At 67.4% G+C, this 14,859-nt stretch carries 18 protein-coding genes and 1 pseudogene; 17 read left to right on the top strand and 2 right to left on the bottom strand.

What is annotated here, in order from left to right:
* Positions 1-127: 127 nt before the first annotated feature.
* Positions 128-769, bottom strand: a complete 642-nt coding sequence (locus tag IPG68_08170; protein MBK6763245.1) for a hypothetical protein — start codon at positions 767-769, stop codon at positions 128-130.
* Between the two features lie 127 nt (positions 770-896).
* Between IPG68_08170 and IPG68_08165 the strand changes: the two genes are divergently transcribed.
* The 7 genes from IPG68_08165 to IPG68_08135 all read left to right on the top strand — a co-directional run bounded on the left by IPG68_08165 (position 897) and on the right by IPG68_08135 (position 6,369).
* On the top strand, positions 897-1,379 hold the full coding sequence (locus IPG68_08165; protein ID MBK6763244.1) for a CarD family transcriptional regulator: 483 nt from the start codon (positions 897-899) through the stop codon (positions 1,377-1,379).
* Positions 1,380-1,520: 141 nt separating this feature from the next.
* On the top strand, positions 1,521-2,459 hold the full coding sequence (locus IPG68_08160) for a TRAM domain-containing protein (protein ID MBK6763243.1): 939 nt from the start codon (positions 1,521-1,523) through the stop codon (positions 2,457-2,459).
* Positions 2,456-3,112, top strand: a complete 657-nt coding sequence (locus tag IPG68_08155) for a 2-C-methyl-D-erythritol 4-phosphate cytidylyltransferase (GenBank protein MBK6763242.1) — start codon at positions 2,456-2,458, stop codon at positions 3,110-3,112. The genes IPG68_08160 and IPG68_08155 overlap by 4 nt, the downstream gene beginning before the upstream one ends.
* A 2-nt stretch (positions 3,113-3,114) precedes the next feature.
* Positions 3,115-3,597 carry a 2-C-methyl-D-erythritol 2,4-cyclodiphosphate synthase gene (locus IPG68_08150; protein MBK6763241.1) on the top strand — a complete coding sequence of 161 codons (483 nt, stop codon included), beginning with the start codon at positions 3,115-3,117 and terminating at the stop codon, positions 3,595-3,597.
* Positions 3,594-4,997: a cysteine--tRNA ligase gene (locus tag IPG68_08145; GenBank protein MBK6763240.1), complete on the top strand. Its 1,404-nt coding sequence runs from the start codon at positions 3,594-3,596 to the stop codon at positions 4,995-4,997. Before IPG68_08150 ends, IPG68_08145 begins: the two co-directional genes overlap by 4 nt.
* Positions 4,987-5,925: a 23S rRNA (guanosine(2251)-2'-O)-methyltransferase RlmB gene (gene rlmB / locus IPG68_08140; GenBank protein MBK6763239.1), complete on the top strand. Its 939-nt coding sequence runs from the start codon at positions 4,987-4,989 to the stop codon at positions 5,923-5,925. The genes IPG68_08145 and rlmB overlap by 11 nt, the downstream gene beginning before the upstream one ends.
* 27 nt (positions 5,926-5,952) lie before the next feature.
* Positions 5,953-6,369 (top strand): DUF4190 domain-containing protein, encoded by a 417-nt coding sequence (locus IPG68_08135; protein ID MBK6763238.1) that lies wholly within the window; start codon positions 5,953-5,955, stop codon positions 6,367-6,369.
* Here the strand turns inward: IPG68_08135 and IPG68_08130 are convergent.
* Entirely contained in the window at positions 6,366-6,998 is a 633-nt protein-coding gene (locus IPG68_08130; protein MBK6763237.1) for a hypothetical protein, read from the bottom strand. The two genes, IPG68_08135 and IPG68_08130, sit on opposite strands and share 4 nt — an antisense overlap.
* Before the next feature lie 441 nt (positions 6,999-7,439).
* On the opposite strand from IPG68_08130, the gene IPG68_08125 reads away from it, so the two are divergent.
* The 10 genes and pseudogenes from IPG68_08125 to rpsS all read left to right on the top strand — a co-directional run bounded on the left by IPG68_08125 (position 7,440) and on the right by rpsS (position 14,833).
* Positions 7,440-7,814 carry a 30S ribosomal protein S12 gene (locus IPG68_08125; protein ID MBK6763236.1) on the top strand — a complete coding sequence of 125 codons (375 nt, stop codon included), beginning with the start codon at positions 7,440-7,442 and terminating at the stop codon, positions 7,812-7,814.
* Positions 7,814-8,284 carry a 30S ribosomal protein S7 gene (gene rpsG, locus IPG68_08120; GenBank protein ID MBK6763235.1) on the top strand — a complete coding sequence of 157 codons (471 nt, stop codon included), beginning with the start codon at positions 7,814-7,816 and terminating at the stop codon, positions 8,282-8,284. The genes IPG68_08125 and rpsG overlap by 1 nt, the downstream gene beginning before the upstream one ends.
* 11 nt (positions 8,285-8,295) lie before the next feature.
* Positions 8,296-10,398, top strand: a complete 2,103-nt coding sequence (fusA, locus tag IPG68_08115) for an elongation factor G (protein MBK6763234.1) — start codon at positions 8,296-8,298, stop codon at positions 10,396-10,398.
* A gap of 110 nt (positions 10,399-10,508) precedes the next feature.
* Entirely contained in the window at positions 10,509-11,702 is a 1,194-nt protein-coding gene (tuf, locus tag IPG68_08110) for an elongation factor Tu (GenBank protein MBK6763233.1), read from the top strand.
* Positions 11,703-11,799: 97 nt separating this feature from the next.
* On the top strand, positions 11,800-12,108 hold the full coding sequence (gene rpsJ, locus IPG68_08105; protein ID MBK6763232.1) for a 30S ribosomal protein S10: 309 nt from the start codon (positions 11,800-11,802) through the stop codon (positions 12,106-12,108).
* Positions 12,109-12,118: 10 nt separating this feature from the next.
* On the top strand, positions 12,119-12,766 hold the full coding sequence (gene rplC / locus IPG68_08100; GenBank protein MBK6763231.1) for a 50S ribosomal protein L3: 648 nt from the start codon (positions 12,119-12,121) through the stop codon (positions 12,764-12,766).
* Between the two features lie 2 nt (positions 12,767-12,768).
* Positions 12,769-13,467 (top strand): 50S ribosomal protein L4, encoded by a 699-nt coding sequence (gene rplD / locus IPG68_08095; protein ID MBK6763230.1) that lies wholly within the window; start codon positions 12,769-12,771, stop codon positions 13,465-13,467.
* Positions 13,464-13,690 (top strand): annotated as a pseudogene (locus IPG68_08090) (50S ribosomal protein L23). The gene rplD and the pseudogene IPG68_08090 overlap by 4 nt, the downstream one beginning before the upstream one ends.
* A gap of 10 nt (positions 13,691-13,700) precedes the next feature.
* Entirely contained in the window at positions 13,701-14,537 is an 837-nt protein-coding gene (gene rplB / locus IPG68_08085) for a 50S ribosomal protein L2 (protein ID MBK6763229.1), read from the top strand.
* Positions 14,538-14,548: 11 nt separating this feature from the next.
* Complete coding sequence (rpsS, locus tag IPG68_08080) at positions 14,549-14,833, top strand: 30S ribosomal protein S19 (protein MBK6763228.1); 285 nt, start codon at positions 14,549-14,551, stop codon at positions 14,831-14,833.
* Positions 14,834-14,859 lie beyond the last annotated feature (26 nt).

Below are 14,859 nucleotides of genomic sequence, written 5' to 3'. Positions count from 1 at the left end.
GGAGTGATCGGTACATCGGGGAGCAATGCAACCGGGTTGTTTCGCTCCCGGATGCCGGAAACTCCCCCGGATGCCACGGAGCGCGAGGAATTGGCCGGTACCGCCTCTTCCAGGTCTGACCCGGCCCTCAGCCCTGCGTGGCTGCGGCCTTCTTCTTCTTGGCCTTCGCGACCTTCTCGGTCGTGGTGCCGGTGTCGGTGGTCTTGTCGACGAACCGCTGCAGCTTCAATTGGTCCTTCACGGACACCACGACACCCGCGTATTGCCCGGTGTTGGGCACCGTCATGATGTCGCCGGTGACCGTGCCTGCGCGTTCGAAGGTGAACGTCGTCGGCACGAAGGTCGATGGGAAGGCCTGTAGCGCGAAGACGTTGATGAAGTCCGGGCTCCAGTAACCGGTGCGCACCGAACCGATCGGCCCGATCTCAAGTGCGCCTGCGGTGATGCCGGTGGGGGAGGTGGGCTGCACCTCGACCTTCACCAGCCGGTCGGGGGCCTCGCCGTCGTTGATGAACGTGGCCACCAGCGTCGCCTCGGCAGGGTTGACGCTGTTGCGCACCCACGTGGCTCCGCGGATCTGGATGTCCCCGGTGCTGAGGTTGGCGCCGTTGCCGACGGCCTGGTTGGCCTGCTGAGAGGTCTGCGCGTCGAAACCGGACCAGCAGCCGGACAGCGACGGGAGCATGAGGGCCGCCGCCGCGACAGCGGCGATACGGCGGGCAGCGATGGACACGAGCGTTTCCTCCCGGGCGATGATGCTGTTGCGCACTCTATCGGGGCAGTCGGTGGGGTTCCAAGGCGACCGGCGGGTCGTCGCCCGACGGCGCTTTACGGACCGCTTACGCCTCGAATACGGCGTGTTACGATGGACTTCACGGAAAGGGGCACCTCCACTTATGGCATTTTCCGTCGGAGACACCGTTGTCTATCCGCATCACGGCGCAGCACGCATCGAGTCCATCGAGCAACGAGTCATCAAAGGCGAGGAACGCGAGTACTTGGTTCTTCGCATCGATCAGGGTGACCTCGTTGTGCGCGTGCCGTCCGACAACGTCGACCTCGTAGGGGTCCGCGATGTCGTGAACTCCGAGGGTCTGGAGCAGGTCTTCTCCGTCCTCCGCCAGCCCTACACCGAGGAGCCCACCAACTGGTCCAGGCGGTACAAGGCCAACGTCGAGAAGCTCGCCTCTGGTGACGTGATCAAGGTGGCTGAGGTCGTGCGCGACCTGTGGCGCCGCGACCAGGACCGCGGGCTGTCGGCAGGTGAGAAGCGCATGTTGGCCCGCGCCCGTCAGATCCTCGTCAGTGAACTCGCCCTCGCCGAGAAGACCAACGAGGACAAGGCTGAGACCATCCTCGACGAGGTCCTCGCCTCCTAGCCGCGCCTGTGCCCAGGATCTCGCGGGTCCCCGACGTGGGGGCCGAAGTCCTGCGTCTCCTGTTGGTCGTCTTCGGAGTGGCCTTCGGATTCCAGATCGGCTCCGCAGTCCAGCAGGAACAACCCGGACAGATTGCTCGGAGTGTTCGACGCCACCGCAGTCGGTGTCATCGTGGGTGCCGGCCTGGGCTTCTCCATCGGCGGGGTGATCAGCCGCCGGATCATCCGTGGGATCGACCGTGGTGAGGAACGGCTGTCCAGTATTCCGCCGGACCAGGTCGTGGCCGGCGCCAGCGGAGCCCTGATCGGGATGCTGGGGCTCACTCTCGTCCTGTGGCCGCTGTTCCTGCTCGGCCCTGCCGTGGTCATCGCCCCGCTGTTCGCATTCCTGGTGGTGGTCGGTGGGATGGCCGGGTTCCGCATCGCCCGTACCCGCGGGCCGTCCCTGCCCGGGCAGTTTGGTCAGAACTCCGCCCCCGGCCAGGGACCCGGGTGGGGGCCTAAGGTCGTGGACACGTCGGTGGCGATCGACGGGCGGATCCTGGCCGTGGCCCGCAGTGGTTTCCTCACCGGCACACTGCTTGTCCCGCAGGCGGTCGTCGACGAGTTGCAGGGCCTGGCCGACAGCGCGGAGGAGGGCCGCCGGGCGCGCGGACGCCGTGGCCTGGACGTCCTGACCCAGGTGAAGGCCGTGCTGCCGCTCGAGGTGATCGGCGACGATCCCGTCGGCGTGACCGAGGTGGACGCGAAACTCGTGCAGATCTGCCTGCGCCGCAAAGTGGCACTGTTGACCCTCGACCAGCACTTGGCGGATGCCGCGGGGTTGGCCGGGGTGTCGGTGCTCAATCTGCATGCGCTAGCCAAGGCGATGGCCGCTCCGGTGACGTCCGGCGACGTCGTGGAGGTGCACCTCGCCCGGGCAGGCAAGGAGCCGGGGCAGGCAGTGGGGCACCTGCCGGACGGCACGATGGTCGTGGTGCAGCGCGCTGATCATCGCATCGGCGACACGTTGGACGTGCACATCACCTCGGTGACCACCACCAGCCACGGCCGACTGGTGTTCGCCCGGCTGGCGCCATGACCGCGCTGATCATCGTCGCGGCCGGCCGGGGGGAACGCCTCGGGGCACCAGTGCCGAAGGCATTGGTCGACCTGGCCGGGCGTAGCCTGCTGGACAGGTGCCTGGAGGTGGCCCGAACCATCCCCCGGATCTCCCAGGTGGTCGTGGTGGCGCCGGCCGGCTTGGAGGAGCAGGTGCGGGTCGCGGTGGGGGCCACGCGTGCGGACGTCGTCGCCGGCGCTGCGACCCGGGACGGCTCGGTGCGCGCTGGCTTGGCAGCCGTCGACCCCCCGACCCGCGACGTGCTGGTGCACGATGCCGCCCGGCCACTGACCCCGGTGGAGGTCTTCGACCGGGTCCTCGACGCACTCGACGAGGTGACGGCGGTGATCCCGGTGATGCCGGTGGCGGACACCATCAAGCGCGTACGCGATGGGATCGTGGTCGGCACGCCGGCCCGGGATGAGTTGGTGGCGGTGCAGACCCCCCAGGGTTTCCGGACCGGGGTCCTGAGCCAAGCACATGATGCGCGCAGCGGCGAGGTGACCGACGATGCCATGCTCGTCGAGCAATTGGGGGTCCCGGTGCACGTCGTCGCCGGATCGCCGCGCGCGATGAAGGTCACGACGTCCTTCGATCTGGCTGTGGCGGCGGGCATGCTGGAGGAGTCCTGACGATGGTGATGGTGGGCATCGGCACCGACGTGCATGCATTCGACCCCGCGGCCGCCTGCTGGGTGGCCGGCCTGCATTGGCCGGATGAGCCCGGCCTGGCGGGGCACTCCGACGGCGACGTCGTGGCGCACGCTTGCGCCGACGCATTGCTCAACGCCGCCGGACTTGGCGACCTCGGCGGGCTCATCGGTACGGACCGGCCGCAGTGGCGGGGGGCGTCCGGGCTGGCGATCCTGGCCGAGGTGGCCGGACACGTACGTGACAGCGGCCTGGCACCGGTCAACATCGGGGTGCAACTCATCGGGCTGCGCCCCCGGCTCGGCCCGCGCCGGCAAGAGGCGCAGGAAGCCCTGTCCGCCGCCGCCGGTTGTCCCGTGCACCTGTCCGCCACGACCACTGATGGCCTCGGCCTGACCGGTCGGGGGGAGGGCCTGGCGGCGATCGCCACGGCACTGGTGGGTGCAGTCGATACCCTTGAGCAGTGACCCTGCACCTCTACGACACCGGTACCCGGACTGTGCGTGAGTTCACGCCCTTGCACGAAGGCCGGGTGTCGATCTACTACTGCGGTGCGACTGTCCAGGCGGCCCCGCACGTGGGGCATCTGCGCCCGGGTGTGGTGTTCGACGTCCTCACCCGCTGGCTCACAGCCTCGGGGTACGACGTGACGCTGGCTCGCAACGTCACCGACATCGACGACAAGATCCTGCTGAAGGCCGCCGAGGAGGGCCGTGCGTGGTGGGCGCTCGCGCAGCACTACGAGCGGGTGTTCACGCGCGCCTACGAGTCGCTGGGCTGCTGGCCGCCGACGGTCGAGCCGCGCGCAACCGGGCACGTGCCGCAGATGCAGGCGCTCATCTCGCGGCTCATCGACCGAAAGGTGGCCTATGCCGTCGACGGTGACGTGTACTTCTCGGTGGCGTCCTACCCCCGGTACGGGGAACTGTCCGGGCAACGTGTGGAGGATCTGCAGGCGGCCGCGGACTCCGACGGCTCCCGCAAGCGCGATCCGCGCGACTTCGCCCTGTGGAAGGGCGCCAAGCCCGGTGAGCCCGCCTGGGACTCACCGTGGGGACCCGGACGACCCGGATGGCACATCGAATGCTCGGCCATGGCCACCTACTACCTGGGGGAGCAGTTCGACATCCACGGCGGGGGCATCGACCTGGTATTCCCTCACCACGAGAACGAGCAGGCGCAGTCGCGGGCTGCCGGTGACAGGTTCGCCCGCTACTGGATGCACAATTCCTGGGTCACTGCCGCCGGCGAGAAGATGGGCAAGTCGTTGGGCAACGCCCTGGCCGTCGAGGAGGTCCTCAAACACGTGCGGCCGGTCGAACTTCGCTACTACATGGTGGCGGCCCACTACCGGTCGATGGTGGAGTTCTCCTACGAGGCCATCACCGAGGCGGCGGTGGGGTTCCGCCGGGTGGCGGCCTTCCTCGCGCGGGTCGCCGACGAGCCGCTGCCGGACGCGACGGCGCACCACTGCCCGCCGGATTTCGTCACAGCGATGGACGACGACCTCGCCACGCCGGCCGCGGTCGCCGTCATCTTCGACACCGTACGGGCCGGCAACGCCGCACTCGAACGTGGCGATGACCAGACAGCCCGGCAGGCGTGGCGGCATGTGAGCGCCATGACCTCGGTGCTGGGCATCAACCCCCTTCAGGAACCCTGGACGTCCGGGGATGCCGGGACCGAGCCGGCCGCCGACGCGCTGGCCGCGCTGGTGGCCGAGTTGTTGACGGCCCGACAGCAAGCACGTGCGGAGACGGACTGGGCGCAGGCCGATGCCATCCGGGACCGGCTGGCGGCCGCCGGGGTTGTCATCGAGGACCGTCCTGACGGTTCCGCATGGACGTTGGTGTCCCATGTCGGGTAACTCGCAGCGCCGTGGGGCGCGCCGCACCACGGGATCGAAGAAGGGAGCCACGGTCGGGTCCGGCGGTCAGCGCCGCAAGGGGCTGGAGGGTAAGGGCCCCACCCCAGCCGCGAAGGACCGGCCGGGCCATCCGGCCGCGCGACGCGCCAAAGCCGCCGGCCGGCGGGAGGCGGGCAAGAAGCCGACGAGGTCGGCCGAGAGCGCCGACCTCGTGGTCGGACGGAATCCGGTGGTCGAGGCCCTGCGTGCCAAGACCCCGGCGACTCGACTGGTGGTGCAGCAGAAGATCGAGCTCGACGACCGCGTGCATGAGGCGGTGACGTTGGCCGCCGGGCTGGGCCTGCCGGTCGACGAGGTGCCCAGGCACGAGATCGACGCGTTGGCCCCCGATGTGGTCCATCAGGGACTCGTGCTGCAGGCGGAGCCGTTCGTCTACACCGAGTTGGACACGCTGCTGGACACCCCTGACCCGCTGTGGGTCGTGCTGGACCAGGTCACCGACCCCCGCAACCTCGGTGCCATCGCACGCTCCGCCGCGGCCTTCGGCGCGACCGCCGTGCTGCTGCCGCAACGCCGCAGCGCTCCGGTGACCCCCGCCGCGTGGCGCACCTCGGCGGGGGCGCTGGCGCGGCTGCCCGTGTGCCGGATCGGCAACGTGTCCCAGACGCTGCAGAGGTTGCAGGAGCGGGGGGCGTTCTGTGTCGGACTGGAAGCCGACTCCCCCCACGGCCTCGAGGAACTGTCCCGGCTGGCCGACGGTCCCGTGGCCGTGGTGGTCGGCGCCGAGGGCCGGGGCCTGGGCCCATTGGTGGCCAAGCACTGCGACCTGCTGGTGTCCATCCCGATGACTGCGGCCACCGAATCGCTGAACGCCTCGGTCGCCGCCGGCATCGCCTTGCACTGGGTCGCGCACCAGCGGCACGGGTGAACGACCCAGCCGCCAATCCGGTCCGACATGTCGCTGCTCGCGGGCCGCGTACGCGTCCCCTCGTGGCTAGGCTGGAAGGGTGAGCCAACCACCTCCGCCCCGCCGCCCGCCGGCTACGGCTACGGCGCTCCGCAGCCGCGCCAGACCTCGTCGGACGCCATCGTCGCGTTGGTGCTGGCGATCCTGTCCTGGGCTGTGTGCCCGCTGGTTCTGGCCGTGGTCGCGCTCGTGTTCGCCAGCAAGGCGTCGAAGTCGATCACGGCCTCGCAGGGCATGCTCGAAGGTTCAGGAATGGTCACGGCCGCGAAGATCATCGCCTGGATCAACATCGCGCTGAGCATCCTGTTCTTCGGCTTCTTCATCGTTGCGCTGATCGTCGGTGCTTTCTCCACCACCGTTCCGACCGAGACGTCGGACTTCGGTGCGTTGATGAGCCTTAACTAGGCTGACGGATCGCGGTAGCCGATCCCGCGCAGGCGGCGCACGAGGCGGACCGCGGGTGCGTCAACCGGGCCGCCCGCCATTTCGCGCTGGTGCTGTCGCCGCCAGGAGACATGCAAGCCCAGCAGCCACACCGCGGTGAGGAACACGTCCCACAGGATCAGGCCCAGCCAGTAGGAGTCGACGAGGTCCGGCGGTATCTGTTCGAAGGAACGGATGAACGGGTCGATGCCGGCCAGCCCGCCCCCGATGATGATGAAGCTCAGGATCGTGATCGGTACGGCCTTGGCCAGTTCGTGAGCGAGTTCCTGCTTCACATGTGCAAGCAGCCGGGCGCCGCCGATGACCGCGGACGTAGCGACCACGACCTGCACACCGCTGCGGTCCTTCGCCGCGGCGGACAGCAGCGTGATGAGAACGGCCATCCAGAACCCCACTAGCAAGGGTGTGGTGATGAGGTATCGCAGCGTTCCCGCGACGGTCACCAGCGGGGGCCGGTCCGTCCGGCGGATCACTGGGAGCCGGGGGTGCTGCATGGTGCGGTACGAGACCCACAGCAAAGTCGCGACCAGCGCCATGGCGATGGCGTACAGCACCACGTCGGACGCGCTGGCGTCCCACTGCTCTGCCATAGGGTCAGTCTGGTGGGCCTGGCCGCCGGACTGACGGCGGCGCGCGCACTGACGCAGTGCCGCACCCGAGCGGGGCTGCGGGGAGTGTGACGGTAGGGCAGGCCGGGCAAGGCGGGCAGCGTAGCGAACATCACCTCCCGCGTCACGTATTGGCGTGCAACCCCCTTTGACCTGCCGGAAAGCCATGGGGTACCTTAATGGAGTGTGTCTGGGACGTCCGGATGCATCAGTCAGTCACTATGAGCCAACCGACGCAGGCCCCCGGGGCTGGCGGGTTGGCTTGTGCCATGAGCACGAGGTACTGACCCCGACCCAACAAACGGTCGTGCATGGTGCGCAAGAGCGCGACACGCCCGACCGCGGGGGTCGGACGAACCGGACGAATCGGACACGGCGCCACCCGGTGCCACACCGACCACCGATCGAAAGAGCGGAGACGTAGTGCCCACGATCCAGCAGCTGGTCCGTAAGGGCCGGCAGGACAAGGTCGCCAAGAACAAGACCCCGGCGCTCAAGGGCAGCCCGCAGCGCCGTGGGGTGTGCACTCGTGTGTATACCACCACCCCGAAGAAGCCGAACTCGGCGCTGCGCAAGGTGGCCCGTGTGCGTCTGACCAGCCAGATCGAGGTCACGGCGTACATCCCCGGCGTCGGTCACAACCTGCAGGAGCACTCGATCGTGCTCGTGCGTGGCGGCCGTGTGAAGGACCTTCCCGGTGTGCGCTACAAGGTCGTGCGGGGCGCGCTGGACACCCAGGGTGTGAAGAACCGCAAGCAGGCTCGCAGCCGGTACGGCGCGAAGAAGGAGAAGGGCTGATGCCACGCAAGGGACCCGCTTCCAAGCGCCCGGTGGTTGTTGACCCGGTGTACGAATCGCCGCTGGTCACCCAACTGGTGAACAAGGTTCTGCTGGACGGCAAGAAGAGCACCGCCGAGTCGATCGTCTACGGCGCCCTGGAGGGCTGTCGTGAGAAGTCCGGTCAGGACCCGCTGGTCACGCTCAAGCGCGCCCTGGACAACATCCGCCCGACCCTTGAGGTCCGCAGCCGCCGCGTCGGTGGCGCCACCTACCAGGTGCCGGTCGAGGTCCGTTCCGGCCGCAGCAACACCCTGGCCCTGCGCTGGCTGGTGACCTATGCCCGTCAGCGCCGCGAGCGCACGATGACCGAACGCCTCACCAATGAGCTGCTCGACGCCAGCAACGGTCTCGGCGCCAGCGTCAAGAAGCGCGAGGACACGCACAAGATGGCCGAGGCCAACAAGGCGTTCGCGCACTACCGGTGGTAGGGGCGAACGACATGGCAGATCTCAGCGACGTCCGCAACATCGGCATCATGGCCCACATCGATGCCGGCAAGACGACCACGACCGAACGCATCCTCTTCTACACCGGTATCAACTACAAGATCGGTGAGGTTCACGATGGCGCAGCCACGATGGACTGGATGGAGCAGGAGCAGGAACGTGGCATCACCATCACTTCGGCGGCCACCACCTGTGAGTGGAAGGGCACGCAGATCAACATCATCGACACGCCCGGCCACGTGGACTTCACGGTCGAGGTGGAGCGTTCGCTGCGCGTGCTCGACGGTGCGGTGGCGGTGTTCGACGGCGTCGCCGGTGTGGAGCCCCAGTCGGAGACGGTGTGGCGGCAGGCCGACAAGTACGCCGTCCCGCGGATCTGCTTCGTCAACAAGCTCGACCGGACCGGTGCCGACTTCTTCTTCTGCGTCGACACGATCGTGTCCCGGCTCGGTGCCACGCCGCTGGTGCTGCAACTCCCGATCGGTGCGGAGTCCGACTTCATCGGTCTCATCGACCTCATCCGCATGAAGGCCATGATGTGGCGCGGCGAGACCCAGATGGGCGAGGACTACGTCCTCGAGGACATTCCCGCGGACATGGTCGAGACGGCTGCGGAATGGCGCGAGAAGCTGATCGAGACCCTCGCCGAGGGTGACGACGAAATCATGCACATGTACCTCGAGGGCGAACACCCCACCGAGGAGCAGTTGCAGGCAGGCATCCGCCGGGCAACCATCGGTGGCACCCTGACCCCCGTCCTCACCGGGTCGGCGTTCAAGAACAAGGGCGTGCAGCCCATGCTTGACGCAGTGGTCGCCTACCTGCCGACCCCGCTCGACGTGCACGCGGTCACCGGGTACAAGCCCGGCGACGAGGCCGTGGAGCTCGAGCGCAAGCCCAGCGACGACGAACCCTTTTCAGCGCTGGCCTTCAAGATCGCCGCGGACCCGCACCTGGGCAAGTTGACCTACATCCGGATCTACTCCGGTGTCCTCAACGCCGGCACCCAGGTGCTCAACAGCGTGAAGGACCGCAAGGAGCGCATCGGCAAGATCTACCGGATGCACGCCAACAAGCGCGAGGAGATCGCGTCGGTCGGCGCCGGCGAGATCGTCGCCGTGATGGGTCTGAAGGACACCACCACCGGTGAGACCCTGTGCGACTCGGCGAACCCGATCGTGCTGGAGTCGATGACGTTCCCGGCCCCGGTGATCGAGGTCGCGATCGAGCCCAAGACGAAGGGCGACCAGGACAAGCTCGCCACCGCCATCCAGCGGCTGGCCGACGAGGACCCGACGTTCCGCGTCCACACCGACGAGGAGACCGCTCAGACGATCATCGCCGGCATGGGCGAGTTGCACCTCGAGGTCATCGTCGACCGAATGCTCCGTGAGTTCAACGTCGAGGCGACCGTCGGCAAGCCGCAGGTGGCCTACCGCGAGACCATCACTCTGCCGGTCGCGAAGGTGGAGTACACCCACAAGAAGCAGACCGGTGGATCCGGGCAGTTCGGCCGAGTGATCATCGCGATCGAGCCGAACGCCGATTCGGAGTCCGAGGACAAGCTGGAGAACGGTTACGAGTTCGTCAACAAGATCACCGGTGGCCGCATCCCGCGCGAGTACATCCCGAGTGTGGACCACGGCTGCCGCGAGGCCATGGAGACCGGCGTGCTCGCCGGATACCCGATGGTCGACCTGAAGGTGACGCTGATCGACGGTGCGTACCACGACGTCGACTCCTCGGAATTGGCGTTCAAGATCGCCGGGTCGATGGCTTTCAAGGAGGCCGCCCGCCGGGCCAAGCCCGTGTTGCTGGAGCCGATGATGGCCGTCGAGGTCACGACTCCGGACGACTTCATGGGTGAGGTGATCGGTGACCTCAACTCCCGCCGCGGCCACATCCAGGCCATGGAGGAGCGCATGGGCGCCCGCGTGGTCAAGGCTCTCGTACCCCTGTCGGAGATGTTCGGCTACGTCGGAGATCTCCGGAGCAAGACCCAGGGGCGCGCGAGTTACAGCATGCAGTTCGACTCCTACGCCCAGGTTCCGAACAACGTGGCGGAGGAGATCATTGCCAAGGCGCGCGGGGAGTAGTCCCTGACGTCACGTCTCGCAGTTGGAGACACCCGGAAACAACAGAAGTCAAAGGCCGAGACCCGCCCCGGGAGCAGGCCGTCAGTCCAGGAACAAAGAGGAGGACCGCAGTGGCGAAGGCGAAGTTCGAGCGGACGAAGCCCCACGTCAACATCGGCACCATCGGTCACATTGACCACGGGAAGACGACGCTGACCGCGGCGATCACCAAGGTGCTGCACGACAAGTACCCCGACCTGAACCCCTTCACGCCTTTCGACATGATCGACAAGGCCCCTGAGGAGCGTCAGCGTGGTATTACGATTTCGATCGCGCACGTCGAGTACCAGACCGAGGCCCGGCACTACGCCCACGTGGACTGCCCGGGTCACGCCGACTACATCAAGAACATGATCACCGGTGCCGCCCAGATGGACGGCGCGATCCTGGTGGTGGCAGCGACCGACGGTCCCATGCCGCAGACCAAGGAGCACGTGCTGCTCGCCCGCCAGGTCGGCGTGCCGAGCATCGTGGTGGCCCTGAACAAGTGCGACATGGTCGACGACGAGGAGATCCTCGAGCTCGTCGAGATGGAGGTCCGGGAACTGCTGGACATCTACGAGTTCCCCGGCGACGACACCCCCGTGGTGCAGGTTGCCGCGGCTCCGGCGCTGAACGGCGACGAGAAGTGGGGCGAGTCGATCCTCGAGCTCATGAACGCGGTCGACGAGTTCATCCCGACCCCTGAGCGCGAGATCGACAAGCCGTTCCTCATGCCCGTGGAGGACGTCTTCACGATCACCGGTCGCGGCACGGTCGTCACCGGTCGCATCGAGCGGGGCATCGTGAAGGTCAACGAGGAGGTCGAGATGATCGGCATCCGTGACGACTCGCAGAAGACCACCGTGACCGGCGTCGAGATGTTCCGCAAGCTGCTCGACGAGGGCCAGGCCGGCGAGAACGTCGGCCTGCTGCTGCGTGGCACCAAGCGCGAGGACGTCGAGCGCGGCATGGTCGTGTGCAAGCCCGGGTCCGTGACCCCGCACACAGAGTTCGAAGCCCAGGTCTACATCCTGAGCAAGGACGAAGGCGGCCGGCACACGCCGTTCTTCAACAACTACCGTCCGCAGTTCTACTTCCGCACCACCGATGTGACCGGTGTGGTGACGCTGCCCGAGGGCACCGAGATGGTGATGCCCGGTGACAACACCGAGATGTCGGTGCAGCTGATCCAGCCGATCGCCATGGAGGACGGTCTGCGGTTCGCGATCCGGGAGGGTGGCCGTACCGTCGGCGCCGGCCGGGTCACCAAGATCACGAAGTAGTACAGCACTAGCTGCGTCCGGGGGGTGCGGAGAACCCGCGCCCCCCGGCCAGAACCCCTAAGAACGACAGCGGCGAGAAGAAGAGGAAACCAGCGCCATGGCGGGACAGAAGATCCGCATCAGGCTCAAGGCCTACGACCACGAGGTGATCGACAAGTGGGCGAAGACCATCGTGGACACCGTTTCGCGCACCGGTGCCAAGGTCGCCGGTCCTGTGCCGCTGCCGACGGAGAAGAACGTGTACTGCGTCATCCGTTCGCCGCACAAGTACAAGGACAGCCGCGAGCACTTCGAGATGCGCACGCACAAACGACTGATCGACATCCTCGACCCGACCCCGAAGACCGTGGACTCGCTGATGAAACTCGACCTCCCGGCGGGCGTCGAGATCGAGATCAAGCTGTAGGACGCCACTGATGAAGACGACAACTCGCAAAGGGCTGCTGGGCGCCAAGCTCGGCATGACCCAGGTATGGGATGAGAACAACCGGATCGTTCCGGTGACCGTCATCGAGGCCGGACCGAACGTGGTCACACAGGTCCGCACTCCGGCGACAGACGGCTACTCGGCCGTCCAACTGGCGTTCGGCGCCGTGGATCCTCGCCGGGTGAACAAGCCCGACGGCGGCCACTTCGCCAAGGCGGGGGTGACTCCGCGCCGGCACGTGGTCGAACTGCGCACCGAAGACGCCTCGGAGTACACGCTCGGGCAGGAATTGAACGCCGACGTGTTCGAGGCCGGTCAGGTGGTCGACGTGACCGGGACCAGCAAGGGCAAGGGCTACGCCGGTGTCATGAAGCGGCACGGGTTCGCGGGGCTGCGCGCTTCGCACGGCGTGCAGCGCAAGCACCGCTCGCCGGGGTCCATCGGTGGCTGTGCCACCCCGGGCCGGGTCTTCAAGGGGCTGCGCATGGCCGGACGTATGGGGTCCGACCGCGTCACGACCCCGGGCCTGACGATCCACTCCGTGGACGCCGAGCGCAACCTCATCCTCATAAAGGGTGCGGTGCCCGGGCCCAAGGGCGCGCTGGTGTTCATCCGCGACGCGGCGAAGGGCGCATGAGCATGACGACGATCGAGATCAAGAACCCTTCCGGCGACGCCGCCGGCAGCGTGGAGTTGCCCGCCGAGGTGTTCAACGTGCAGACCAACGTGCCGTTGATCCACCAGGTGGTCGTGGCCCAGTTGGCCGCGGCGCGGCAGGGAACGCACAAGACCAAGACCCGCGCAGAGGTCGCAGGCGGCGGGCGCAAGCCGTACCGCCAGAAGGGCACCGGTCGTGCCCGGCAGGGCTCGGTGCGTGCGCCGCAGTTCGCCGGTGGTGGCGTGGTGCACGGTCCGCAGCCGCGGTCCTACGCGCAGAAGACGCCCAAGAAGATGAAGGCCGCCGCGCTGCGCGGGGCACTGTCGGACCGGGCGCGTGCCGATCGCGTGCACGTGGTGACCTGCCTGGTCGACGGCGACACGCCTTCGACGAAGGCAGCGCTGACGTCCCTGCGGGCGGTCACCGAGGCCGCCGCTGTGCTCCTGGTCGCCGAGCGTGGCGATGACCTGACCTGGTTGTCGTTGCGCAACGTGCCCGAGGTGCACCTGCTGGCCCCCGACCAGTTGAACACCTACGACGTGCTCATCAACGACGACGTGGTGTTCACCCAGGCCGCACTGGAGCAGTTCCTGACCGGGCCCCGCAAGGGCGGCTCGGGCAAGGCGACCGCCACCTCGACCGAGGCCGAGGCCGCGCAGACTGAAGAGGAGTCCGCATGAGGATCGCAGACCACCGCGACGTCCTGCTGGGACCGGTGATCTCGGAGAAGGCCTATGGCCTGCTCGACGAGAACAAGTACACCTTCCTGGTGCGTCCGGACGCGAACAAGACCGAGATCAAGATTCCCGCAGTGGCTTCGGCCACCGCGCTGCCTCGAAGCGTGCCGTCGTGACGGTTGCCCAGGGCGATCGCATCGACATCTTCGGCGGACCGGTGAGCTGAGGGATACGACATGGGAATCCGTAAGTACAAGCCGACGACACCGGCGCGCCGTGGTTCCAGCGTGGCTGACTTCGTCGAAGTGACGCGCTCGCAGCCGGAGAAGTCGCTGACCAAGCCGCTGCCCCAGAAGGGTGGGCGGAACAACTCCGGGCGTATCACCACCCGTCACCAGGGCGGCGGCCACAAGCGCGCCTACCGGATCATCGACTTCCGCCGCTACGACAAGGACGGCGTGCCGGCCAAGGTCGCGCACATCGAGTACGACCCGAACCGCACCAGCCGCATCGCGCTGCTGCACTACGCCGACGGCGAGAAGCGCTACATCCTGGCGCCGCACAACCTGAAGCAGGGCGACCGCGTCGAGACCGGCCATGGCGCCGACATCAAGCCGGGCAACAACTTGCCGCTGCGCTACATCCCCACCGGTACGGTGGTGCACGCGGTGGAACTGCGACCGGGCGGTGGTGCGAAGATCGCCCGCTCGGCCGGCGCGAGTGTCCAGCTGGTCGCCAAGGACGGGCCGTACGCGCAGCTGCGCATGCCGTCCGGCGAGATCCGCAACGTCGATCTGCGCTGCCGCGCCACGATCGGCGAGGTCGGCAACGCCGAGCAGTCCAACATCAACTGGGGCAAGGCCGGCCGTAGCCGCTGGAAGGGCAAGCGCCCGACGGTGCGCGGTGTAGCTATGAACCCGGTCGACCACCCGCACGGTGGTGGTGAGGGTAAGACCTCCGGTGGACGTCACCCGGTCAACCCGAAGGGTAAGGCCGAAGGCCGTACCCGCTCGAAGAAGAAGCCGAGCGACAAGTTCATCGTCCGCCGCCGTAAGTCCGGCAAGAAGCGCTAGAGGGAAATACGATGCCACGCAGTCTGAAGAAGGGTCCCTTCGTCGACACGCACCTCATGAAGAAGGTCGAGGCGCAGAACGACAAGGGCAGCAAAGCGGTCATCAAGACCTGGTCGCGCCGGTCCATGATCGTCCCGGCCATGCTGGGTCACACACTCGCGGTGCACGACGGCCGCAAGCACATCCCGGTGTTCGTCACCGAGAACATGGTCGGCCACAAGCTCGGCGAGTTCGCCCCGACGCGCACCTTCAAGGGTCACGTCAGGGATGACCGCAAGGCCAAGCGCGGCCGCTGATCGAAGACACGAGAACGAAGCAGAAG

It is taken from the genome of Micrococcales bacterium (assembly GCA_016703125.1).
GTDB lineage: Bacteria > Actinomycetota > Actinomycetes > S36-B12 > UBA10799 > JADKAV01.
Note: the sequence above shows the minus strand (reverse complement) of the source record. Positions and strands in the feature narration are given on the sequence as shown.

Coding starts and splice junctions, on each gene's coding strand:
- IPG68_08165 (MBK6763244.1), top strand. CDS start 897: ATGGCATTTTCCGTCGGAGACACCGTTGTCTATCCGCATCACGGCGCA.
- IPG68_08155 (MBK6763242.1), top strand. CDS start 2,456: ATGACCGCGCTGATCATCGTCGCGGCCGGCCGGGGGGAACGCCTCGGG.
- IPG68_08150 (MBK6763241.1), top strand. CDS start 3,115: ATGGTGATGGTGGGCATCGGCACCGACGTGCATGCATTCGACCCCGCG.
- rlmB (MBK6763239.1), top strand. CDS start 4,987: ATGTCGGGTAACTCGCAGCGCCGTGGGGCGCGCCGCACCACGGGATCG.
- IPG68_08135 (MBK6763238.1), top strand. CDS start 5,953: ATGTCGCTGCTCGCGGGCCGCGTACGCGTCCCCTCGTGGCTAGGCTGG.
- IPG68_08130 (MBK6763237.1), bottom strand. CDS start 6,998: ATGGCAGAGCAGTGGGACGCCAGCGCGTCCGACGTGGTGCTGTACGCC.
- rpsG (MBK6763235.1), top strand. CDS start 7,814: ATGCCACGCAAGGGACCCGCTTCCAAGCGCCCGGTGGTTGTTGACCCG.
- fusA (MBK6763234.1), top strand. CDS start 8,296: ATGGCAGATCTCAGCGACGTCCGCAACATCGGCATCATGGCCCACATC.
- rpsJ (MBK6763232.1), top strand. CDS start 11,800: ATGGCGGGACAGAAGATCCGCATCAGGCTCAAGGCCTACGACCACGAG.
- rplC (MBK6763231.1), top strand. CDS start 12,119: ATGAAGACGACAACTCGCAAAGGGCTGCTGGGCGCCAAGCTCGGCATG.
- rplD (MBK6763230.1), top strand. CDS start 12,769: ATGACGACGATCGAGATCAAGAACCCTTCCGGCGACGCCGCCGGCAGC.
- rplB (MBK6763229.1), top strand. CDS start 13,701: ATGGGAATCCGTAAGTACAAGCCGACGACACCGGCGCGCCGTGGTTCC.
- rpsS (MBK6763228.1), top strand. CDS start 14,549: ATGCCACGCAGTCTGAAGAAGGGTCCCTTCGTCGACACGCACCTCATG.